We start from the raw sequence: 23,966 nt of genomic DNA on the forward strand, positions 1-23,966 counted from the left end.
CAATGGTAATTGTGTTTTTCGGGACGCATAATTTGATATAAAATCGGGAGCCTTCTTATGCTTTATTTTCCTCGCTGGAAACGGCTTCTGGTCTGGCTGGTTGTGATTATCGGCGTCGTCGTGGCTCTGCCTAATATATTACCGCAGGCTCTTCTTAACCAGTTGCCGACAGTCTATTCGAAGCTTCATTTGCCAATGGGCGTCGATTTGCAAGGTGGCTCCCGCCTTGTGGTCCAATTACCGAAAAGTGAAATCGCTGAGCGTGATGCGACGATAGACGTCATGAAAAGACGGCTCGATATCGGGGCTGCAGGTTTTGAAGACTATTCCATTGCCAAACAAAGCCGCGATAAAATCCGTATAGAGGTGCCGGGACTTTTTGATGTCCAGCTGCTTAAAGATATCGTAAGCGTAACTGCCCGTTTTTCACTTTATGAAGAAGACACGTCCGTTTCTGTAAACGATGTGGTTATGGGCAAAGTTGCCCGTCCGGAAGGCACAATCGTTACCTATTCAATGGATGATCCGCCAGTAAGTTATTTGTTGAAAGATCATCCATTTCTGACCAATGACAATATTGCCGGCGCTTATGCAGAAAAAAACGCCAATACAGACGGTTCGCTATTAACTGTCGCACTGGATAGCGAAGGACAACAAAAACTCTCCGACTTTACCCGAAAAAATCCTGACAAACGGCTTATCATTGTGTTTGACAATGAAGTGCTGGCAGCAATGAGATTTCCGGTGCCAATCGACGATGGCTATATTCGGGTAGGGCCATTGCCGGATGATGTAGCCCATAATCTCGAGACTGTTTTGACAACAGGACCACTCCCGACGGATTTGACTTTTATTGAAGAGAGAACAGTGGGGGGTGATCTCGGATCGGCTTATGCAAAAGCCGGTCTGCATGCTGCTTTTGGTGCTCTTGTTATCGTTGCCGTTTTCATGGTTTTGTCGTACGGCCTTTTGGGGCTAACTGCCGATGTTGCATTGGCTGCCAATTTGATGATGCTGGTTGCAGTTTTAAGTCTTGTTGGCACACCGTTGACGCTTGCCGGATTTGCAGGCCTCGTTCTCATCATTGGCGTGTCGGTCGATGCCAATATTCTGATTTACGAGCGCGTACGCGAGGCAAGACGCAACAATTATTCGGTAACCCAAGCTGTTGAAGCGGGTTTTTCGGGTGCTATGAGCACGATTGTTGATGCCAACGTTACAACTTTCATTGCAGCACTGGTTTTGTTCATGTTGGGTACCGGCCCCATTCACGGGTTTGCACTGACAGTTACAATCGGCATTTTGACGTCGCTTTTTACGACTTTTACGTTTACGCGGATGATGATCAGCTGGTGGATCCGGACATTTCATCCTCGTGAAATACCACAACGTATCATTCGTATTATTTCGCCTAACACAAGTATCCGCTTTATGAAACTTGGAAAAATAACATTGGCATTGTCCACGGTTCTGATTATTTTGACTGGCGGCCTCTATGTGACGGCCGGAGTAAATTACGGGATCGATTTTGCCGGAGGGTCGTTGGCCGTTCTCGAAGCTAAAAACGGCAAGGCCGATATTTATGACATTGCCTCGCGGGTCAATGATCTCAACATCGGTGGTGTCAATGTTTCGCCGACCAAAAGACCTTCGGAAGCCGAATTGACAATTGCAAGTCAAGAGAATGGTGAAGATGCCGAACAAACAGTCGCAGTAAAACTTCGGGGCGAATTCGGCAGTGATTACACTTTGCAGCGTCTTGATATTGTTGGTCCGACCGTTTCATCAGAATTGAGCCGTGTCAGTGCACTTGCCATTTTCGTATCTTTGCTTGCCATATTCATTTATGTTTTATGGCGTTTCCGTTGGCAATTTGCAATCGGAGCCGTTTTGACGACAGTTCATGATATTATCATTCTTGTCGGCATATTTCTGCTCTTCCAATGGCAGTTCAATCTTTGGAGCATCGCTGCTCTCCTTGCAATTATCGGTTATTCTTTGAACGATACGATTGTTGTTTACGATCGGATCCGTTCGCTCCTCAAAAAACGTGGCAATATCGATATGCGCAGTCTTGTCGATATTGCGATCAACCGGACACTATCGCGCACAATTTTAACTTCTCTTGCAACTCTGCTTGCGCATATTCCGCTTTATTATTTTGGTGGGGCGGATATGAAAGATTTTGCATCGGTTCTCCTCATTGGTATAATCATCGGCACATACTCTTCCATATTTATAGCCGGCCCAATGCTTGTGCTTTTGAAAGTCAAGCCGAAGCAGACCGGCATTGAAGGTTCATAATGTCTGATGCAATCAAAATGAGGGAAGCGCATTATCCCGGACGTGCGCCTATCGATGCTTATGGAAATGGCGGATTTCGCTTTGCCGATATGTCCCATCGGGGTTCGATCGTCTGTGTTCCGTCGGGAATATACGGGCTTGATATGGAAGCTCCTCTGCCCACGATGGACGATATAAAACACGTTCTTGATGAAGCCGATAAAATCGAAGTATTTCTTGTCGGTACTGGAGAGAATTTGTTGCGGTTGCCGGAAGATATGAGAACAGTTTTACATAAAAAACACATATCGACCGATACGATGAGTACCGGTGCTGCTGTTCGAACGTTTAATGTCCTCTTGGCGGAAGATCGTGCGGTTGCCGCACTTCTTTATGCAGTTGAATGAATAAAGATGGCGCCTACTGCTTCGAACTTTTAAAAGATAGCGATAGAGATCGCTATCTCTCCATCCTGTTTGCACCACAGAAATATCGTGCAGGGCTCGCGAGCCTTTTTGCTTTTAATGTCGAGATCAATCGTATTACGGAAACTGTGCACGAACCGATGATCGGTGAAATCCGTTTGCGATGGTGGCGTGATGCAATAGAAGCCGACAAAACGGGCGAGGGCAATCCCGTTTTAAGTGCGTTGCTTTCTACAATTCATCAATATGCATTACCGAAATCGGCGTTATTACGTTATTGCGATGCACGTATATTCGACTTTTATGACGATCAAATGCCTGACGTAACAAGCCTTGAAGGCTATTGCGGTGAAACCGCAAGCATGCTTTTGGAACTTTCCTGTCAAATTCTTGATAAAAATGCTTCGTCATTGACAGCGGAAGCATCCGGACACGGTGGAATGGCAGATTTTATGTGCCGGCTCTTACGTTCGCTTCCTTTGTTAAAGGCAAATGGACGCCAATATTTTCCGCAAAATATTGTTGAAGCAACGGCAGAGGATTTCCTTGTCGCTGCGCCTCATGATGAATTAGAAAAGCAAAAAAAACTTTTAAACGCAGCAATCGAACTTGATAAAAAACATTATCGGGAATTCTATCAACATTATAAAACTTTGCCGGTGAGCGTGCGGTCGGTTTTTCTTCCTCTGGCAATCATACCGGAGGCGCTACGAAAAATTGAAAAGAAAGACACACTGGCATTCAAGGAATGTGTCACACCTTCGCCGCTTCGCCATTATCTTGCTATTACAAAAGCAGCTATAACCGGACGCATGCCGAAAATATTATAGGCCCGCACCCTCGGGAATGGAAATGCATGTATAGTTCTCGATTTCAAATGATAGGCCGCGTCATTACCCCCATTCAACGGGGCAGCGACACGACCGCGCCGAAAATATTATAAGCCAGCGCCGTCGGGAATGAAAATGCGGCATGGCTCTCCAACTTGAAGCGGCGTACCGTTTTCTTCACGAATAATGAGACAATCAGCATTGGCCATGAGGCGTATCAAGGATGAATCCTGACTCCGCACCGGCGTGACCCATCTTTCGCCTTTTGCGTTAACGCTGAGGTTGGCACGGACAAAATGTCGTCTCGGGCCATTTTCCGGCAGCGGAACGGCAAGAAGCGCGTCTTCAATGTGAGGGCGGTAAGTTCTTCCTGAAAGTTTTTCCAATATTGGCACCAGAAAAATGTGACCGCAAACCATGCTTGAAACAGGGTTTCCGGGAAGGCCCAAAACCAGCATTTTATGGTCATGCGGCAAAACTCCGAACATGAGGGGCTTGCCGGGACGCATTGCAACTTTCCAGAAGTCGAGTTTCATACCTTCCGATTTCAACACCGTTTGTACGAGGTCATATTTGCCGACAGAAACACCACCACTGGTGACAAGAAGATCAACTTTCTCTTCTTTCGCACGGTTAATCTTTTCGCGGATTGATGCTTCATTGTCGCGGGCGATGCCGAGATCGACAATATCGCAATGATGAGCCCGTATCAGATAGTTAAGACCATAGGAATTAGAGCATACGATTTGGTCTTTTCCGGGTATCTCTCCGGCTTCTACGAGTTCGTTCCCCGTCGCCAACACAGCAATTTTCGGGCGTCTGACGACTTTTATCGCTCCATGGCCGGTTGACGCGCAAAGTGCCAAGGCCGAAGGCGTCATGATGCGCCCTTTTTTAAGGACGCTATCTCCTTTCTCGAAATTTCCGCCTCTTGGACGAATATTGGCATTTTGTTCGGGCGCTTTAGTAAAGGAGACAGTGTCACCGTCAATAACGGCATTTTCCTGAATGATTATAGTATCGGCGTCGTCAGGAACAGGAGCGCCGGTAAATATCCGGATAGCTTCTTCTTTGCCGATTTTCCCGTCATAGCCTTTGCCGGCCGCAGCTTCTCCGACAACATGGAATTTCGCTTCTTTCCGGTAATCCTGAAATCGTATTGCAAAACCGTCCATCGCAGAAGAACGGAAAGGTGGTTCAGTCAATTCGGCAATGACATCCTGAGCCAGAACTTGCGCCTGTCCGACCTTGGTTAGAGGCGTAAGCACGCTTTCAAGTGTGTCCGTTGCGGCAAGTAAACGGTTTAAAGATTCGTCAACATTGATGAGAGGCATTGTTTTCTTCTCGCTTCCATGTGCCAGATTTTCCTCCCCGCTTTTCCAATAAACAGATATTGCTGATGACCATGCTTTTATCCAGAGCTTTTGCCATATCGTAAATTGTCAAACACGTAATCGATACAGCAGTCAAAGCTTCCATCTCGACACCGGTCTTGCCGTTAAGACCTACGGTTGCAGTAATCTGATAGCCCGGTAAATCGTGATCGGCGGTGATGTCGACAGCAATTTTTGTAAGCATGAGCGGATGGCATAGCGGAATAAGTTCCGATGTTTTTTTTGCTCCCATAATACCCGCTATTCTGGCAGTGGCCAAAACATCACCTTTGGGTGCGTTGCCATTCTCGATTGCTTCGAGAGTGTCTCTTGCCATTTTTATAGAACCGTGGGCAATAGCTATCCGGTCGGTTTCGTGTTTTCCCCCGACATCAACCATGTGTGCTTCACCTTTGGCATTCACATGGGTTAGTTTATCGCTCATTTTATAGTCCTAGTAAGGTTCTCGTCGCCTTTGCAACATCGTTCTGCCGCATCAGACTTTCTCCGATCAGGAATGAACGGATATTGCTTTTTTCCAATCTTTTCAAATCGTCATGGGTAAAAATACCGCTTTCTCCCACCAACAGGCGATCATGAGGAACCATATGGGAGAGCCTTTCCGAATTCGCAAGGTCAACTTCGAAATTGCGCAAATTGCGGTTATTGACCCCGATAAGCGGCGATTTAAGTTTTAATGCCCGTTCGACTTCAGCTTCATTATGGGTTTCAATGAGAACATCCATACCAAGTTCAAATGCAGTATCTTCCAGCGCTTTGGCCAAATTATCATCAACTGCCGCAAGAATAATAAGAATGCAATCAGCGCCCCATGCGCGCGCTTCATAGACCTGATAGGTGTCGAAGAGAAAATCCTTCCTCAATGCCGGAAGCTTACAGGCATTGTGTGCTGCACGTAAAAATTCCGGAGAGCCCTGAAAAGACGGGGTATCGGTTAGAACCGAAAGACAGGCTGCCCCACCTTCCTCATAAGCTTTAGCAAGTGCCGGCGGGTCGAAATCTTCTCTAATAAGCCCTTTAGACGGGCTCGCTTTCTTGATTTCGGCAATCAAACCGAAAAGGTCTTTATCTTCCTTGGCTTTCAGTGCTTTATAAAAACCGCGTGGTTTATCGGCTTTTGCAGCCAATTTTTTTAATTTTTCGAGTGGCAAAGCATCTTTGGCTTTGTCTATTTCCTTAAGTTTATAGGATTCAATTTTCTTTAAAATATCACTCATTATTCTCACCAAGGTCGTTCGAAACCTTTATCAAATGTTCCAGCTTTTCTTTAGCTTTACCTTGATCAATGCTTTGCTCGGCAATTTTGACACCTTGCTTCAATGTGTCGGCTTTTCCGGCAATGATGAAAGCTGCGGCAGAGTTCAAAAGAACAATATCACGATAAGCACCATGTTGCCCTTCAAGAACCGCTCGCAATGCCTTTGCATTATATTGCGGATCGCCACCTTTGAGCTTTGCCATTGTAACACGCTTCAAACCGGCATCCTCGGGTGTAACCGTAAAAGTTGTGAGAACACCGTCTTTAAGCGCGGCAACTTCTGTTTCACCCGCTGTTGTGAGTTCATCCATACCGCTACCATGAACAACCCATAATGATTTTGAACCAAGTCCTTGAAGCACTTTGGCAATCGGAACCACCCATTTGGGTGAAAAGACGCCGATCAACTGGTTGGTAACGCCGGCAGGATTGGAAAGTGGCCCAAGTATATTGAAGATTGTACGTGTGCCGAGTTCGACGCGCGCAGGCCCCACATGACGCATAGCCGAGTGATGGGTCGGTGCAAACATGAAACCAATTCCCACTTCACGGATACAGCGGCCGATCATTTCCGGAGTGGCATCAATATTCACTCCAAGGGCTGCCAAAGCGTCGGCAGCACCCGATTTTGACGATAATGCACGGTTGCCGTGTTTACCCACCGGTACTCCGGCACCGGCAACAACAAAAGCGGTAGCGGTTGAAACATTGTAAGAACCCGACTGGTCACCGCCCGTGCCGACAATATCGACTGCTCCATCCACTGAATCGACCCGCAGCATTTTCTTGCGCATGGAAGCCACGGCACCGGTAATTTCGTCAAGGGTTTCACCGCGAACGCGAAGCGACATTAAAAAACCGCCAATTTGGGCTGGTGTCGCTTGCCCGGACATCATGATTGTGAAGGCTTCTTCAGCTTCATCTTTTGTAAGTGAAGCACCTGTTGCAACCTTGTTTATGAAAGGTTTTAGGTCACTCATAATATCCTCACTGCAGACTGTTTGTTATTGTTTTAAGGTTTTGTGTATCGGCTTTGACAGGTGCCATTTCATTGGCAAGTTGCAGCATTTCCATACGCAAATCGGTAGCCATCATAGCATCTATGTTTTCTTTTATATCAGGCTCCAAAGAGTTCGCATCTGTGTTGAGAGGCTGGACAGATTCGGTTACGAGATAGACAATACGTTGATTGCTGTTGGATGCTTTCGACACACCTGTGTGTCCTTTTGGACCGGAGAATGCAGCATTGACGCCATCTGCTCCGAGCACTTCATCCGAACCACCGCGCTTGAGCCCATGAGCCGTCTTTTTGGTAACTCCCAGCTCTTTTGCGAGATCATCAAGCGTTTTATGGTTGTTCAATTCGGTTTCGAGTTGCGAAGCTTTATCATCAAGCACCTTTTGCAGCTCATCAGCCTTCCATCCTCCAATAACCTTGTCTTTGACCTCATCCAATGCCTTGTCGCGAGCATTGATAACCTTGTCAACGCGATACCAGAGATAACCGCCACCCTGTATGGCGATAGGGTCGAGATCGGCACCTTCCGCAGCCTGGAAAATTCCGTCAACCAGAATAGATTGTTGTGGAAGGTCGGCAACAGCTTGACCGTCAGGTGCTTGCGCCTTGGAATCGACTGTAATTTTTCTGAGCTTCAACTTATATTGTTGAGCGAGTTCATCCAGCGAAACACCTTCAAAGCGGGCATTTTCAATGGCGTCATGGTCGTCGCGCATGGCTTTTGCCGCATTGTTTTTGGCTAAGGTCTCACGAATATTTTGTTCGGCTTTTTCAAAGGGGATGGGCCCTTGCGGTGTAATGTTAACGACACGCATGATGACGGGTCCTTCAAGGTCATTAATCACATCGCTGACTTTATTCAAGTCCAGACCGAAAATGTCAGACGCAATGGTCGAGCTGAAACCTGTCTTCGGGGCAGGGCCTTTGGTGATATCTTTGAGTGTTTTGTGTTCGGAATTGACGAGTTCTTCGAACGTCATACCTTTTCCGAGCTTTGCAGAAGCGTTATCGGCTTCTTCTCTGGTTTTGAAACGCAGAATTTCGACGGTGCGCTCTTCCGGGGAAACAAACCGTGAAGCATTGGCGGTGTAATATTCTTTGGCTTCGTCAGTCGAGACATCGGCAGGTTTAATCAAGCTTTCCGGCGTCATTTCCATAAGTGTGACCTGACGATATTCAGGAGCGTGAAATTCGCTGAGATGACTATCAAACCATTTTTGTAGGTCGTCAGCTGTCGGTTCTTTGACCTTTCCGGCCTCTTTAGGGGAAATGACAAGATAATCGACCGAACGTGTTTCTCCCCTATAATTTTTGAGCGCAGCATAAAATGCATCGGGAGCTTTCATGCCGTCGGTCGATGGATAAATAATCTGGTCACGCACTTCTTTACCTGCAAAATAGTCGACAAAGTCAGCTTCACGAATATTGAGCTGGCGCAGATAGCTGTTGAAAAGATTACGATCGAAATGTCCTTCCTGCTGGAAGAATCGGTCAGCACCGATGGCGCGGGCAATGCCATCCTTTGAAACGCCGACTTTCATAAGTCGGGCTTGTTCATCAAGAAGCACGTCCTGCTGGAGTTGAGCCAATACCAATTGCGGAATGCCGTATTGTTGTGCCTCACCCTCCGAAAGCAGCCGTGGCAGACGATTGGCCACCGAAAAACGCATTGTTTGGTCGCGCAAAGCAAGTTTGTAAGTATCTGCCTTAATTGTCGATTTTCCTGAAATGAATAAATCGTGTCCGCTGGTTTTTCTTAATTCCGGCACACCCCATAAAAGCACAAAGCATAGAACAAGCAGACCAAGGAAAACCTTGGCTACCCAAGAATTGACAGCACTTCGTATTGTATCAAGCATCGGCTAATTCCGTTTTAATTGGCTTCATTTCAGCAAAAAGCTCTGTTAGGATGTGCAACAAAGGCGCACAATATGCAAGGTTTAAGACTTGCTTTAGTGAGGCAATTTGTTACTTAAGGCTATTAATGCGTAGTTTTTAAGACTTTTATTGAGGAAAAATCATGACGCCTAATGTTAGACCGCTTGTTGCAGGAAATTGGAAAATGAATGGGACCGGCGAATCTCTGACCGAGTTGCGGGCTATATCGGCCGGAGTTAACTCGGATCTCGGGCGTTTGTTCGAAGCCCTCATTTGTGTGCCTGCGACACTCTTGTCTCGAGCTGCGGCAAGTCTTGATGGCGAAAAATTGTTGCTGGGTGGCGAGGATTGCCACACGGCCGACTCTGGTGCACATACCGGCGATATTTCTGCACCAATGCTTAAAGAAGCAGGTGCAAGTTACGTCATTGTCGGCCATTCGGAAAGACGTAATGATCATCATGAGTCCGATGAACTTGTTAGACAGAAAGCCGAAGCTGCATGGCGTGCCGGATTGGTTGCCATCATTTGTGTGGGCGAAAAACTTGATGAACGTGAGAATGGTAAAACGCTCGATGTTATCGGAAAGCAATTGACGGGCTCGGTTCCTGATGGAGCAACGCCGCAAAATACGGTTATAGCCTATGAGCCTGTCTGGGCAATTGGCACTGGTAAAACTCCGACGGCCGCTAATGTCGGTGAAGTGCATAAATTTATGCGTGATAAACTTGCTACCCGTTTCGCACAGTCGGGAAAACAATTTCGTCTTCTTTATGGCGGTTCGGTTAAACCGAACAATGCGGTCGAGTTGTTAGGAGTAGATAATGTTGATGGTGCACTGGTTGGCGGCGCAAGCTTGAAAGCAAGTGATTTTTTGGCAATTTGTGGTGCTTATCGCAAATTATAGGCAAAGTTTTTCGCCTACACCCCTTGGAATATCTGTGATTTACGTGTAAACAGCCGCGAACAGTAACATTAGAGCAGAGCTTATGCAGACAGTATTGATTGTCATCCATCTTTTAATTGTCATTGCACTTGTCGGCGTTGTGTTAATACAGCGTTCTGAAGGCGGTGGTCTCGGTATTGGTGGCGGCTCGGGCTTTATGACGGCGCGCGGCACAAAAAATGCTTTGACGCGTTTGACAGCGATTCTTGCAATCTGCTTTTTTGCGACATCTATTGCTCTTGTTGTGTTGGACAGTGTTTCCAATCCGGCTGCCGATATTATCAACCGTATTCCGGTAAATGATACCAAAACACCTGCAACACCAACAACACCGGTTGGAACTGCTCCTTCAACTGAGACAGGTAAAACTCCTGCTGATAATTCCAAACAACCGACTGTTTATGAACAGTTGGGCGGCAAGGATGAAAAAGGTGGCCAAACGAATTCGGGAACAACCGGCAGTGCAGCACCTACAGAACAAAGTCCGGTTCCACAACAACCTGAAAATCCTGTCCCGAATAATTAATTCGCTGGAACTTGTAGGTTTCGAAGTTTTACAAGTCAAATCAATTCAATACGTAAAAGGGCGTTGATCAACGCCCTTTTTTGATGGAGGCAGCTTCACTTTTTTAATGCCTATAATCTCGGCTTCAGTTTTGACCATCTTCTTTTTTTGCTAATATAGATTTCCAGCTATTAGTCAAAAAAATTCATGATGTTAACATGAGATCGTGAGACTTTGTTTTGTTGTGACTGCAAACGTTTATGGCGAAGATTCCAAACGGGTTTTTAAAAATCCTTTGATGTGCAAAACACTCGCAGGTGGATCTACTGAAGTCGGGCAGGTCAAGAGAGGCCAAGATCCGAAGGATCAACAGCAACGAAGACAAGCCGTCAATACAAAATGACTGCCTTAACAAACTGAACCTGAGCTAATGGAATTTGCAGGGATTGATTATTTGATACCACCGGTTTTCCCGCAGGTTGATGGCAAAAACTCAAGTTAAATTCATTTGAATTTTCTGTTGTTTTCAACCGGATATCGCAGCGGGACATCAATGTGCCGTTTTCAAACCAATGACGGTTAATTCTTAACAATGTGTTGCATTGCTGCCATAGCAGTTAATCATCTTTTATTTCAATCCTTGAAAAAGATTGAGAAGATACAATTTTGGTCGTATGAAAATGAAACATATTGCAAAGAGCTTTTCCTATTGCAAAAGAACCTTTCGAACTTTCGTCACGGAATGAACTTGAAATGATCCACCGTTTAATGATCGCCGGTCTATCCGGCTTGTTCTTTTTGTCAGGTAATGTAGCCTTTTCGGAAGAAATTGCTTATAACTCTGATAATCTTGATGCGGATAATGCGCAGGTCGCTTCGGTTGCTCCTGTCGGACATATACAGATTCCATCTGTGAAGAGCTACAATGTACCGGAGAAATATCGGCCTCAAACAGTATCGTTTTCGGGTTATAAACCGGGAACAATTGTTATCGACCCTAAGAACTATTTCCTTTATCTGATTGAAACACCGACCACTGCAAGACGTTATGGAATTGCTGTCGGAAGAATCGGCCTTCAGTTTAAAGGAACGGCCAATATTCGTTTCAAACGTGAATGGCCACGCTGGATTCCGACCAAAGATATGGTTAAACGCAGCCCCGAACATTATGCAAAATTTGCTAATGGAATGGACGGTGGGCCCGGCAATCCGCTTGGCGCACGTGCGTTGTATCTCTGGCAAGGTGACAAAGATACCTATATTCGTATTCACGGAACTGTACAGCCTTGGACCATCGGTTCCTCCGCCTCGAACGGTTGTTTCCGTATGATCAATGATGATGTTCTGGATCTTTATGATCGTGTTGATGTCGGCACAGAAGTTGTTGTGCTGTAAGGTCAGCAATAACAAGTTTTTGAAAGCCCCGTTAATGACGGGGTTTTTTGTTGAATAATCACAAATAGTTAGCTCGGATTTAAGAATCATTTTATCAACTTTTCTTCAACCATTTTGTTAAGTTTCTTGTTGTCGTTGGTGAAGTAGGGCGATTCACCCTTTATCCGAATTCGAAAAAAGCCGAGGTCAAAAAAGTTTCAAAAAATTTCGCGTAAAACATCATTTTTTGCTGGAAGAATCATCAATGAACGGTTATCTCCATAAGCCCATGGCACGATATGTTTTTATTACTGGTGGCGTGGTTTCTTCCCTTGGAAAAGGCATTGCCGCAGCAGCTTTGGCTGCTTTGTTACAGGCTCGCGGGTACCGTGTAAGGATCCGCAAGCTTGACCCCTATCTTAACGTCGATCCGGGCACAATGTCGCCTTATCAGCACGGAGAAGTCTTCGTGACAGATGACGGCGCCGAGACTGATCTTGATCTTGGACATTACGAGCGTTTTACCGGTCGTTCGGCAAACAAGCAGGATAATATTACAACTGGTCGTATCTACCGTAATATTATCGAGCGTGAGCGCCGTGGCGATTACCTGGGTGCAACGGTTCAAGTCATTCCGCACGTTACTGATGAAATCAAAAATTTCATCATGGAAGGGAATGAAAATTATGATTTTGTCCTATGCGAGATTGGCGGCACAGTCGGCGATATTGAAGCAATGCCGTTTTTGGAAGCGATAAGGCAGCTTCATAACGAATTGCCTCCCCATACAACGGTTTATATGCATCTGACATTGATGCCCTATATTCCCGCTGCTGGAGAATTGAAAACCAAGCCCACTCAACATTCGGTAAGGGAACTACAATCTGTCGGTATTGCACCGGATATTTTGTTGGTACGTGCCGATCGCGCGATTCCTGAATCGGAACGGCGCAAACTTTCGTTGTTTTGTAACGTCCGTCCATCGGCCGTTATTCAGGCGCTTGATGTCGATGCAATCTATGATGTTCCGATTGCCTATCATCGCGAAGGGTTGGATTCGGAAGTTCTGGCTGCATTCGGTATTGATCCTGCTCCGGAGCCGAAAATGGATCGGTGGATTGAAATCAACCGCCGTCTTCATAATCCGGAAGGGCAGGTTACGATCGCCGTGGTCGGTAAATATACCGGCTTGAAGGATGCTTATAAATCTCTCAATGAAGCTTTGACGCATGGCGGCCTTGCCAATAAGGTCAAAGTCAATCTTGAATGGATTGAATCCGAAATCTTCGAGAAGGAAGATCCGGCACCATATCTTGAAAAGGTTCACGGCATTCTTGTTCCCGGAGCTTTCGGTGAGCGTGGTGCAGAAGGTAAGATTATGGCCATACGTTTCGCCCGTGAACGTAAAGTTCCATTCTTCGGCATATGCTTTGGCATGCAAATGGCTTGCATTGAGGCGGCTCGTAATCTTTGTGGTATCGAAAATGCATCATCCACCGAATTCGGTCCAACGGATGAACCGGTTGTTGGCCTGATGACGGAATGGCTTAAGGGGGATGCATTGGAAAGACGTGCAGAGTCGGGAAATCTCGGCGGCACAATGCGCCTTGGAGCTTATGAAGCTGTTTTAAAAGAAGGCAGTGCTATCGCAAAAATATATGGGAAAACCGACATTTTCGAGCGTCATCGCCACCGCTATGAGGTGAATATCGATTATAAAGAGCGGCTTGAAAATTGTGGCCTCGTTTTCTCCGGTATGTCACCGGACGGTGTTTTGCCCGAGACAATCGAGTATAAGGATCATCCCTGGTTCATCGGCGTTCAATATCATCCGGAATTGAAATCCCGGCCTTTCGAACCGCATCCTCTTTTTGCTTCATTTATCAAGGCTGCAATGGTTCAGAGCAGACTTGTATAATCGCTGTTTAGAAAACTGGAAGCTTGAACCTTGCAAAAACCTTCGAAACTGGTTTTTGCAGGGTTTTTTATTAAAAACAAAAGGCTTCTGGCGAAATATAACTCTATTTCAATATTTGCTTAATGGGCTAAGGCTATTTCCGGTGCTAAGAACTGCCCACCTTATAAAAAGGATTTTCGTGAACTCGATTTGATTTTTTATGCCCTGCGAATCCGAACCATTATTTGCCGGATAACAGGGGGCTTCATAAAATCCGATAAAATCGTTCAATCATGTTTTGTTTAAAAATATCGTAACGCCCCCCATCACATGAATATTCGCCCGGCATTGATATGAGAGCTTAAGTTTGATGCAGGAGATTATGAGAAACATCTTGCCGGAAACTGTTTGAAGAATGTTTCGCATTAATCGTATTGAACAGTTTGTATTTTATAAGGTAAAGTCTGCCAATCAGCGAAGATCAGATCAAAATGATTAGATTAGAGGAATAAATGACGAAACCGAATAGCACTGTCACCGTGGGTAATGTTAAATTTTCCAATAGTGCGCCCCTTTCAATTATTGCAGGCCCATGCCAGATGGAAAGCCGCGAGCACGCTTTCGATATGGCGGGCAAGATCAAAGAGATTACAGAAAAACTGGGCATCGGTTTTGTTTATAAATCGAGTTTTGACAAAGCCAATCGTACGTCTTTGAACAGCAAGCGCGGCATCGGTCTTGAAAAGGCGATGGATGTTTTTGACGATCTGAAACGGGAATTCCATATTCCGGTATTGACGGATATCCATACAGAAGAACAATGTGCAATTGTTGCTCCTCATGTCGACGTTTTGCAAATTCCGGCGTTTTTGTGCAGACAAACCGATCTTTTGGTTGCAGCAGCAAAAACCGGCCGCGTGATCAACGTTAAAAAAGGCCAGTTTCTTGCCCCTTGGGATATGAAAAACGTTTTGGCAAAAATTACCGAAAGCGGAAATCCCAATGTTATGGCATGTGAACGCGGTGTTTCTTTCGGTTATAACACATTGATTTCGGATATGCGTGCGCTGCCGATAATGGCGCAATTCGGCTCACCAGTTATTTTTGATGCCACCCATTCTGTTCAGCAACCGGGTGGGCAGGGGACATCTTCCGGCGGACAACGCGAATTTGTTGAAACTCTTGCACGTGCTGCTGTAGCAGTTGGTGTTGCCGGTGTCTTTCTCGAAACACATCAGGATCCCGATCATGCCCCGTCTGACGGGCCGAATATGGTCAAACTTGAAAATTTGCCACATCTGTTGGAAACGTTGATGGCGTTTGACCGGTTAGCAAAAAAACTTTAATCGATTTTACTATGCAATAGATATTCCCTCGCGAAGAGAGTTTGTCTATTCAATTGAATAATAACTAACCCTTATCGGGAAGGAACCGTGAGATGACTGCAATTATAGATATTGTTGGCCGTGAAATATTGGATAGTCGTGGCAATCCGACTGTCGAAGTCGATGTTGTTTTGGAAGATGGTGCGTTTGGTCGGGCTGCAGTCCCCTCAGGTGCTTCAACCGGCGCTCACGAAGCAGTGGAATTGCGCGACGGTGGAACACGTTACCAGGGCAAAGGTGTTGAGAAGGCTGTTAGCGCAGTCAATGGGGAAATTTTGCAGGAAATTGGCGGGCTTGATGCTGAAGATCAAATAGCAATCGATCAGGCAATGATTGCACTTGACGGCACGCCGAACAAGTCGCGCCTTGGCGCTAATGCTATTCTCGGAGTTTCATTGGCGGCGGCAAAAGCCGCAGCAAATTCGGCCGGTTTGCCGCTTTACCGTTATGTCGGCGGTACACAAGCCCATTTGATGCCCACCCCCATGATGAATATTATCAATGGCGGAGTTCATGCAGACAATCCGATCGACTTTCAGGAATTCATGATTTTGCCTGTTGGTGCGCCAACTTTGAAGGAAGCCGTCCGGTACGGAGCCGAGATTTTTCACACATTGAAGAAACGTTTGAAAGACGCCGGATTTAATACCAATGTCGGCGATGAAGGCGGTTTTGCTCCCAATCTCAAGAGCGCAGAAGCAGCGCTCGAATTTATCGTAGAATCTATCAAGGCAGCCGGTTACAAACCGGGCGAACAGGTGGCACTCGGCCTTGATTGTGCGTCATCGGAATTTTATAAGAACGGTTCTTATGTTTACACTGGCGAAGGCAAAACACGCAGTGCCGAACAACAGGCCGATTATCTGGAAAAACTCATTAGCGATTTCCCGATTATCACAATTGAAGATGGTATGGCTGAAGACGATTGGGATGGTTGGAAAATTTTGACCGACCGCATCGGTGAAAAATGTCAACTCGTTGGAGATGATCTGTTCGTCACCAATTCTGCTCGTTTACGCGATGGTATCAAAATGGGTGTTGCCAATTCTTTGCTCGTCAAAGTCAACCAGATTGGTACTTTGAGTGAAACACTTGATGCTGTGGAAACGGCTCATAAGGCCGGTTATACCGCAATTATGTCGCATCGTTCAGGCGAGACTGAAGATTCGACCATTGCCGATCTTGCTGTTGCTACCAATTGCGGCCAGATCAAGACGGGATCTCTTGCCCGTTCTGACAGACTTGCAAAATATAACCAGTTGATGCGAATCGAAGAAGAGCTCGGCAATCAGGCTCACTATGCCGGTATTTCGGCTTTTCGTATCTGATTGAAGACTAGCAATACCAAAACTCTGTTTTTGAAGAGCGGACTTCAGAGTCCGCTCTTTGTTCATTTTTATATAAATTTTTATCTCGGACTAGTTTTTTAAAACACGCAACTTATTTAAACCAATGGTCTGACCCCACAAAATAGCAATGTTTATCAAAAAGCAGAGCTGAATGCTCACTCAACTGAAGCACTTTGCTTTTTAAAAAAAAGATCAGGAGTTTTTATGCGCGGTTCGATTATAAGCTACACAAGGAACAAAGGTCTTATCTCGGGAGCTGATAACAATCGTTACGAATTTACGCGGCTTGACTGGAGTGGACAAGGCGAACCGTCGGCCGGAATCAAGGTCGATTTTGTGGCAGAAGGAGCGATTGCCAAAAATATCTTTCCCTTAAGCATTGATAGCAAGCATTCGAAAGTTGTTATGGCAATCGTCTGCTGGTTCTTCGGGGTTTTCGGAGTTCATCGTTTTATGGTCGGAAAAATCGGTACCGGTGTATTGATGCTTCTGCTCACAATCACAGTTATCGGTTCGATAATTTCGTTTATTTGGTCAATTATCGATTTTATTCTGATCCTCATGGGAAAATTCAAAGATAAAGACGGAAACCCGATCACAAGCGAATATCTTTGACTTGGAAATGATCACTAGAAAGGTCAACACCGGAAAACAGAGGGGAACATTTTTGCGATTGTCTGTCAGGCGATGAACTTTGTGAAGTTTTGAGTTCAATGTGTCAGCACGCGGCAAGTGGTTGAAATAACACCGGTTAAAATGTCTATATCGGTTATTTTTAAAAAAATTTCAAAAAATCAACCGGCAAAAGCTTTTCGTCATTTTGTTTTTTAGGAATTTACCACTGCGGTAATCTATCTTTAATCAAAATCATGCATCAATGATTAAAGCTCTATAGGGACAGAAATACAAAAATGATGTGGACGAAACAGAAACGCAGATCAATCAAGGGGCGGTTTATATTGCCGCTCATGACAATTGGTGTGCTGAGTTATTTTGGCTATCACATCTATCACGGAGAATATGGATTATATTCTCGCGTTAAAGTAGAACAGCATATAGATAGTCTCAATAGCGAGCTCAAATCCCTTGAAGAACAACGCAAGGGAATTGAAAAAAAGGTTTCGCTTTTAAAAGATGGACATATCGAGCGCGATATGCTTGACGAATATGCCCGCAAAAACCTTAATCTTTCAAAGCCGAATGAATTTGTTATTCTGACTGGTCAAGGTGATCTGTCAAATTAGGAAAAATTCTGTTTATTTCTAAAAAACAATCAAATCAATATTTTACACAGAGTTTTGCAACCATTTATAGTGCTTGTAACTTTGGCGGGGAAAGCGTATTTTTTGAAACACCAATTAAGGGAGTTTAATATGGCAGCACGGGCTAAAAAAACTTCTGCGAAAAAGACGCAGACCGTATTAACCAATACCGCCAGATCACCTGAGCCGGCGGAATTTACCAAAGAAGAAGAACTTCAATTTTATCATGATATGCTTTTGATCCGACGGTTTGAAGAAAAAGCCGGTCAACTTTATGGTATGGGTGTTATCGGAGGTTTTTGTCACCTCTATATCGGACAAGAGGCGGTAGTCACCGGAACTGTCAAAGCAATCAAACAAGGCGATCAGGTTATCACCTCCTATCGTGATCATGGGCATATGTTGGCAACAGGCATGAACCCTCGCGGCGTTATGGCTGAACTAGCAGGCCGCAAAGATGGCTTTTCCAAAGGGAAAGGCGGTTCCATGCATATGTTTTCCAAGGAAAAGAATTTTTTTGGCGGACATGGTATCGTTGGTGCACAGGTGCCGATAGGGACAGGATTGGCTTTTTCCAATAAATATCTTGGGCGGGATAATGTAACGCTTGTCTATTTCGGTGACGGAGCGGCCAATCAGGGGCAAGTCTATGAAAGCTTCAATATGGCTTCGCTTTGGAAACTACCCGTTGTCTATGTTATCGAAAATAACCAATATGCGATGGGTACGGCTGTTTCTCGTGCTTCTGCCGAAACCGATTTTTCGCGTCGTGGTCTGTCGTTTGAAATTCCTGGTTATGTTGTCGATGGTATGGATGTTTGCGCTGTAAAATCGGCAGCCGATGAGGCCGTGGCTTGGGCTCGTTCAGGAAAAGGACCTATTATTCTGGACATGCAGACTTACCGCTATCGTGGTCACTCAATGTCGGATCCGGCCAAATATCGCACGAAGGAAGAGGTCGAAAAAGTCAAGACCGAACATGATCCGATCAATCAGGTGAAGAACCGTTGTATTAAAAAGGGTTGGGCAACAGAAGACGAGCTGAAAGAAATTGACAAAAAGGTTCGTGCTGTCGTTGCAGATGCGGCAGATTTTGCTGAAAATGATCCCGAGCCGGATGTATCCGAGCTCTATACCGATGTTCTTCTTTAATAGCGAGGAAAGCGACTATGTCTATTGATATCTTGATGCCGGCGCTTTCGCCCACAATGGAAGAAGGCAAAATTTCTAAATGGGTCAAAAAAGAAGGCGATAAGGTTGAAGCTGGCGATGTTATTGCCGAAATCGAAACCGATAAAGCCACTATGGAAGTGGATGCAGCCGATGAAGGAACACTCGGCAAGATTCTTGTTCCCGAAGGAACAGAAGGCGTAAAGGTCAACACGCCTATTGCTGTTCTGCTTGAAGATGGTGAAACAGCGGCCGATATTAAAAACGCCGTTAATCCGGCAAGACAAGCGGCACCACAGGCACCACAGGCACCACAAGCTGCGGCATCCGCACCTGTGGCTCCCTCTGCACCGGCCGCACCGAAGCCTGCAGAGCCAGTCGTTCAATCAGACCCTGATATTCCGGCAGGAACAGAAATGGTCAAAATGACCGTTCGCGAAGCTTTGAACGAAGCTTTGGCTGAAGAAATGCGTCGTGATGACAAGGTTTTCCTGATTGGTGAAGAAGTTGCTCAATATCAGGGCGCTTATAAGGTCAGTCAGGGACTGCTTGATGAATTCGGTGCACGCCGCGTCATTGATACGCCGATTACCGAACAGGGGTTTGCTGGCCTTGGCGTTGGTGCAGCTTTCGGTGGCTTGCGTCCGGTCGTTGAATTCATGACATTCAATTTTGCCATGCAAGCAATCGACCAGATTGTGAATTCCGCCGCCAAGACCCATTATATGTCCGGCGGGCAGATGCATGCCCCTATGGTTTTCCGCGGTCCGAATGGCGCGGCCGCTCGTGTTGGTGCCCAGCATTCCCAATGCTATGCATCATGGTACAGTCATGTGCCGGGCTTAAAGGTTATCATGCCTTATACAGCTGCCGATGCCAAAGGACTTTTGAAGGCGGCAATCCGTGATGACAATCCTGTCATCTTCCTTGAAAATGAATTGCTTTACGGTCATCAGTTCGATGTACCGAAGCTCGATGATTTTGTTTTGCCAATTGGTAAGGCCCGTATCCATAAAGCCGGTAACGATGTAACAATCGTCGGTATGGGTATGGGGATGAATTACGCGGTTGAAGCGCTGCCGGAATTTGAAAAACTCGGGATTGATGTCGAGTTGATAGATCTGAGAACTGTTCGTCCGATGGACTTGCCGACAATTATTGAATCGGTGAAAAAAACAGGTCGTCTGGTCACAATCGAAGAAGGCTTTCCACAGTCATCTGTCGGAACTGAAATTGCAACGCGCGTGATGCAGCAGGCTTTTGATTATCTTGATGCGCCGATCGCTACAATTGCAGGCAAAGATGTTCCTATGCCTTATGCAGCCAACCTTGAAAAGCTTGCCTTGCCGAGTGTTGCCGAGGTTGTTGATGCCGTAAAATCTGTCACCTACAAAGCCTAAAGGAGAACGCACTATGGCTATAAAAATCACGATGCCGGCGCTTTCCCCGACAATGGAAGAAGGCACTTTGTCAAAGTGGGATATCAAGGTAGGTGACAAAGTCTCGCCTGGTGATACTGTTGCCGAAATTGAAACTGATAAGGCGACAATGGAAGTTGATGCCGCCGATGAAGGAACACTCGCAAAAATCGTCGTTCCGGCTGGAACGCAAGGCGTAAAAGTTAATGCTTTGATTGGTATTCTGGCAGAAGACGGCGAAAGCGCCGAGGATGCAATAAAAGCAATCGAAGAGGAAGAAAAGAAACAAGCTTCTGCTCCGTCGACAACAGCAGCGCCTGCTGTGGCCGCAAAAACAGACGCCGCTCCCGTTCAGCCTGCTCAGGCATCTTCGGCTTTAAATCAGCCTGCCACTGTTACTTCCCAAGCGCCTGTTACAGAAAAAGGCAACCGCATATTTGCTTCACCATTGGCGCGGCGTCTGGCCAAGCAGAACGGACTTCAACTGTCGCTTATTTCAGGCACAGGTCCGCATGGTCGTATCATCAAGCGTGATATTGATAGTGCGCTTGCTAACGGTATCGGTAAGACCGCAACCAATGCAACGCAGCCTGCGCAATCTGCTACACCGGCCGAAAGCTCGTCTTCAGACGAATTGACAATGAAGCTTTTCAATACCGATGAATACGAAATCGTACCTCACGACGGTATGCGAAAGACCATTGCCAAACGTCTTGTTGAATCAAAACATACAGTTCCGCATTTTTATGTAACAATTGATTGCGAGATTGATGCATTGCTGAAATTGCGTGCAGAATTGAACGCAGCAGCCCCTATGGTTAAAACAAGTGCAGGCGAAAAACCGGCCTATAAGCTTTCAGTGAATGATATGGTGATCAAGGCCACAGCATTGGCACTCAAGGCTGTGCCGGATGCCAATGTTTCCTGGCTCGATAGCGGGATGATGCGCCACAAATTCGTGGACGTGGGAGTTGCTGTTTCCATTCCGAACGGCTTGATTACTCCGATCATCAAACATGCTGAGGAAAAATCGCTTTCGACAATTTCCAATGCAATGAAAGATTTGGCAAAACGGGCGCGGGAACGCAAGTTGAAACCCGAGGAATATCAGGGCGGAACGACAGCGGTTTCCAATATGGGAATGTATGGTGTCAAGGATTTCTGCGCCATTATCAACCCTCCACATGCGACGATCTTTGCGATCGGTGCAGGTGAACAGCGCGCTGTCGTTAAAAACGGTGCCTTGGCTATTGCAACGGTCATGTCGGTGACATTATCAACCGACCATCGCGCAGTAGACGGAGCATTGGCAGCCGAACTTGCACAGGCCTTCAAAAAGTTCATTGAAAACCCGATGAGCATGCTGGTGTAATAATGTTAAAAACTGTTCTGGCTTATGGAGATTCCCTGACATGGGGATTAAATCCGATAAACCAAACACGTTATACCAACGAAATTCGTTGGCCGCGTGTGCTGGAACAGCAATTCAACGGTTCGATTGAAGTTATCGAGGAAGCATTGTGCGGCCGCACAACCTGTTTCGATGATAAAACTTCAATCGACGACCGGAATGGCGCAGCAATCCTTCCGACAGTCTTGGGGTCACGGCATCCGCTCGATCTGGTGATCATAATGCTTGGCACTAATGACTTGAAAAAATTTGTTGCGGGTTCGGCAATGGCCGCATGTCTGGGCATGAAACGGCTTGTCAATATTGTCCGTTCCTATCCCTATATGTCGCAGACCGAACCGCCGGAAATTATTATTGTTTCTCCGCCCCATCTGGCGGAGACCATCCACCCTTTAAGTGGCGAGCGTTTCAGTGGTGCTATTGGAGAATCCAAAAAGCTTTCGATTTTTTATTCGGATCTTGCTGACGAGATGGAATGTGCCTTCTTCGATGCTGCATCTGTCGCAGTCGCGTCACCGCTGGATGGTGTTCATCTTGACGAAAACAACACAAAAGCAATTGGCAAAGGGCTTCAACCATTGGTACATGTCGTTCTCGGCCTTTAGTTCTATCTTTCCCCATGGAGGAAAAATTGGCAAATTCATATGATGTTATTGTTATCGGTTCTGGCCCTGGCGGATATGTTACCGCAATTCGTTCTGCTCAATTGGGCTTCAAGACTGCAATTGTCGAACGCGAACACCTTGGTGGTATTTGTTTGAATTGGGGATGTATTCCGACAAAAGCGCTGCTTAGAACCGCAGAAATCAAACATTTTAGCGAACATGCAAAAGATTACGGCCTGAAACTCAACGGTTCGATTGATGCAGACATCAAGGATGTCGTGCAACGCTCCCGCACTGTTTCTGCCCGCCTTAACGGCGGTGTCGGCTATTTGATGAAGAAAAACAAGATCGACGTTATCTGGGGTGAAGCAAAGCTCACCAAGGCAGCTTCCGGCGCCGGTCTTGGTGAAATTGTCGTTGGCAAAATCACCAAAAAAATTATGCAGCCACAAAACCCGATTCCGAAGGGCACTTTGGGCGAGGGGACATATCAGGCAAAACATATCATTGTAGCAACCGGTGCTCGCCCACGTACATTGCCAGGTATCGAACCGGACGGGAAACTGGTTTGGACCTATTTTGAAGCGATGGTTCCTGAAACTATGCCAAAATCTATTGTCGTTATGGGGTCGGGCGCTATCGGAATTGAGTTCGCTTCCTTTTATCGTGATATGGGGGCGGAAGTCACGGTTGTGGAAATGATGCCGCAGATTATGCCAGTTGAAGATTCGGAGATTTCTGCATTTGCGCGTAAGCAATTGGAGAAAAAAGGCATCCGGATTCTTACCGAAGCAAAGGTTTCGAAAATCGAAAAAACGTCCAATTCTGTGACAGCTCACATTGATATAAATGGCAAAACCGAGACCGTTACTGCAGATCGTCTGATTTCTGCGGTGGGGGTGCAAGGCAATATAGAAAATATCGGGCTTGAAGCGTTAGGCGTGAAAACCGAACGTGGTTGTGTGGTAATTGACGAATGGGGACGCACCAACGTTCCCGGTATTTATGCTATCGGTGATGTCGCGGGTGCTCCTATGCTTGCCCATAAGGCAGAAGAAGAGGGCGTTATTTGCGTCGAGCATATTGCAGGCCTTGAAACAGCAGAACCTTTGGACAAGAGAAAGATTCCCGGTTGCACCTATTGCACACCGCAAGTTGCTTCCGTTGGATTGACCGAAGCAAAGGCGAAGGCCGCAGGCTATGACATAAGGGTCGGGCATTTTTCGTTCTCGGCAAACGGCAAGGCAATTGCCATGGGGGAGGATCAGGGAATTGTCAAAACCATATTTGACCGGAAAACCGGCCAGTTGCTTGGTGCGCACATGGTAGGAGCAGAAGTAACCGAGCTGATTGAAGGTTTTGTGGTTGCGATGAATCTTGAAACCACAGAAGAAGAGCTGATGCATACAGTCTTTCCTCATCCGACGCTTTCGGAAATGATGAAGGAAAGTGTCCTTGATGCTTATGGTCAGGTTTTGAACGCCTGACGAGCATCAAGATGTGAATTGCATTCTTGTTGCTTATACTCCATATGAGGGGAGAAAGAGCGTGAGGTACT

21 protein-coding genes are annotated in these 23,966 nt (G+C 46.1%); 16 read left to right on the forward strand and 5 right to left on the reverse strand.

What is annotated here, in order from left to right:
* The first annotated feature begins 57 nt into the window (after window positions 1-57).
* The 3 genes from secD to H3V14_RS07700 are packed head-to-tail and all read left to right on the forward strand — an operon-like array spanning window position 58 to window position 3,538.
* Window positions 58-2,304 (forward strand): protein translocase subunit SecD, encoded by a 2,247-nt coding sequence (secD, locus tag H3V14_RS07690; protein ID WP_198227735.1) that lies wholly within the window; start codon window positions 58-60, stop codon window positions 2,302-2,304.
* Window positions 2,304-2,690 carry an Mth938-like domain-containing protein gene (locus H3V14_RS07695; RefSeq protein ID WP_075915818.1) on the forward strand — a complete coding sequence of 129 codons (387 nt, stop codon included), beginning with the start codon at window positions 2,304-2,306 and terminating at the stop codon, window positions 2,688-2,690. Before secD ends, H3V14_RS07695 begins: the two co-directional genes overlap by 1 nt.
* The gene (locus H3V14_RS07700) at window positions 2,687-3,538 is read left to right on the forward strand and encodes a squalene/phytoene synthase family protein (RefSeq protein ID WP_198227737.1); all 852 of its coding nucleotides are present in this window, start codon (window positions 2,687-2,689) and stop codon (window positions 3,536-3,538) included. Before H3V14_RS07695 ends, H3V14_RS07700 begins: the two co-directional genes overlap by 4 nt.
* Before the next feature lie 107 nt (window positions 3,539-3,645).
* Here H3V14_RS07700 and glp read toward each other — a convergent pair whose 3' ends face one another.
* Genes glp through H3V14_RS07725 form a run of 5 tightly spaced genes read right to left on the reverse strand, consistent with a single transcriptional unit; the run spans window position 3,646 to window position 9,067 of the window.
* Entirely contained in the window at window positions 3,646-4,872 is a 1,227-nt protein-coding gene (glp, locus tag H3V14_RS07705) for a gephyrin-like molybdotransferase Glp (protein WP_198227739.1), read from the reverse strand.
* Complete coding sequence (moaC, locus tag H3V14_RS07710) at window positions 4,853-5,356, reverse strand: cyclic pyranopterin monophosphate synthase MoaC (RefSeq protein WP_198227741.1); 504 nt, start codon at window positions 5,354-5,356, stop codon at window positions 4,853-4,855. The genes glp and moaC overlap by 20 nt, the downstream gene beginning before the upstream one ends.
* 1 nt (window position 5,357) lies before the next feature.
* Entirely contained in the window at window positions 5,358-6,152 is a 795-nt protein-coding gene (gene trpC, locus H3V14_RS07715) for an indole-3-glycerol phosphate synthase TrpC (protein ID WP_198227875.1), read from the reverse strand.
* Window positions 6,142-7,170, reverse strand: coding sequence for an anthranilate phosphoribosyltransferase (gene trpD / locus H3V14_RS07720; protein WP_198227743.1), 1,029 nt, complete (start codon window positions 7,168-7,170; stop codon window positions 6,142-6,144). Before trpD ends, trpC begins: the two co-directional genes overlap by 11 nt.
* A 7-nt stretch (window positions 7,171-7,177) precedes the next feature.
* The gene (locus H3V14_RS07725; RefSeq protein WP_198227745.1) at window positions 7,178-9,067 is read right to left on the reverse strand and encodes a peptidylprolyl isomerase; all 1,890 of its coding nucleotides are present in this window, start codon (window positions 9,065-9,067) and stop codon (window positions 7,178-7,180) included.
* Window positions 9,068-9,228: 161 nt separating this feature from the next.
* On the opposite strand from H3V14_RS07725, the gene tpiA reads away from it, so the two are divergent.
* From tpiA to lpdA, 13 genes are all read left to right on the forward strand, one after another.
* Entirely contained in the window at window positions 9,229-9,993 is a 765-nt protein-coding gene (gene tpiA / locus H3V14_RS07730; protein WP_198227747.1) for a triose-phosphate isomerase, read from the forward strand.
* 82 nt (window positions 9,994-10,075) lie between these two features.
* Complete coding sequence (gene secG / locus H3V14_RS07735) at window positions 10,076-10,558, forward strand: preprotein translocase subunit SecG (protein WP_198227749.1); 483 nt, start codon at window positions 10,076-10,078, stop codon at window positions 10,556-10,558.
* A 732-nt stretch (window positions 10,559-11,290) separates the two neighbouring features.
* Window positions 11,291-11,932, forward strand: a complete 642-nt coding sequence (locus H3V14_RS07740) for a L,D-transpeptidase (RefSeq protein ID WP_198227751.1) — start codon at window positions 11,291-11,293, stop codon at window positions 11,930-11,932.
* Window positions 11,933-12,200: 268 nt separating this feature from the next.
* Window positions 12,201-13,829, forward strand: coding sequence for a CTP synthase (locus tag H3V14_RS07745; RefSeq protein ID WP_075870389.1), 1,629 nt, complete (start codon window positions 12,201-12,203; stop codon window positions 13,827-13,829).
* Between the two features lie 491 nt (window positions 13,830-14,320).
* Window positions 14,321-15,154, forward strand: coding sequence for a 3-deoxy-8-phosphooctulonate synthase (kdsA, locus tag H3V14_RS07750; RefSeq protein WP_075914657.1), 834 nt, complete (start codon window positions 14,321-14,323; stop codon window positions 15,152-15,154).
* 92 nt (window positions 15,155-15,246) lie between these two features.
* Complete coding sequence (gene eno, locus H3V14_RS07755) at window positions 15,247-16,521, forward strand: phosphopyruvate hydratase (protein ID WP_198227753.1); 1,275 nt, start codon at window positions 15,247-15,249, stop codon at window positions 16,519-16,521.
* 225 nt (window positions 16,522-16,746) lie between these two features.
* Entirely contained in the window at window positions 16,747-17,157 is a 411-nt protein-coding gene (locus H3V14_RS07760) for a TM2 domain-containing protein (RefSeq protein ID WP_075869996.1), read from the forward strand.
* A gap of 299 nt (window positions 17,158-17,456) precedes the next feature.
* On the forward strand, window positions 17,457-17,786 hold the full coding sequence (locus tag H3V14_RS07765) for a septum formation initiator family protein (RefSeq protein ID WP_075869995.1): 330 nt from the start codon (window positions 17,457-17,459) through the stop codon (window positions 17,784-17,786).
* A gap of 129 nt (window positions 17,787-17,915) precedes the next feature.
* Window positions 17,916-18,956: a pyruvate dehydrogenase (acetyl-transferring) E1 component subunit alpha gene (gene pdhA, locus H3V14_RS07770; RefSeq protein WP_075869994.1), complete on the forward strand. Its 1,041-nt coding sequence runs from the start codon at window positions 17,916-17,918 to the stop codon at window positions 18,954-18,956.
* Window positions 18,957-18,973: 17 nt separating this feature from the next.
* Window positions 18,974-20,374, forward strand: coding sequence for a pyruvate dehydrogenase complex E1 component subunit beta (locus H3V14_RS07775; protein ID WP_198227755.1), 1,401 nt, complete (start codon window positions 18,974-18,976; stop codon window positions 20,372-20,374).
* Window positions 20,375-20,426: 52 nt separating this feature from the next.
* Entirely contained in the window at window positions 20,427-21,764 is a 1,338-nt protein-coding gene (locus H3V14_RS07780) for a pyruvate dehydrogenase complex dihydrolipoamide acetyltransferase (protein WP_371809457.1), read from the forward strand.
* Window positions 21,765-21,766: 2 nt separating this feature from the next.
* A complete protein-coding gene (locus H3V14_RS07785; protein ID WP_198227759.1) occupies window positions 21,767-22,408 on the forward strand; it encodes an SGNH/GDSL hydrolase family protein in 642 nt (213 codons plus the stop codon).
* Window positions 22,409-22,434: 26 nt separating this feature from the next.
* Window positions 22,435-23,895, forward strand: coding sequence for a dihydrolipoyl dehydrogenase (gene lpdA / locus H3V14_RS07790; protein WP_198227761.1), 1,461 nt, complete (start codon window positions 22,435-22,437; stop codon window positions 23,893-23,895).
* Window positions 23,896-23,966: the final 71 nt, after the last annotated feature.

The organism is Bartonella sp. W8151 (assembly GCF_016100385.1).
Taxonomy (GTDB): Bacteria; Pseudomonadota; Alphaproteobacteria; order Rhizobiales; family Rhizobiaceae; genus Bartonella; species Bartonella apis.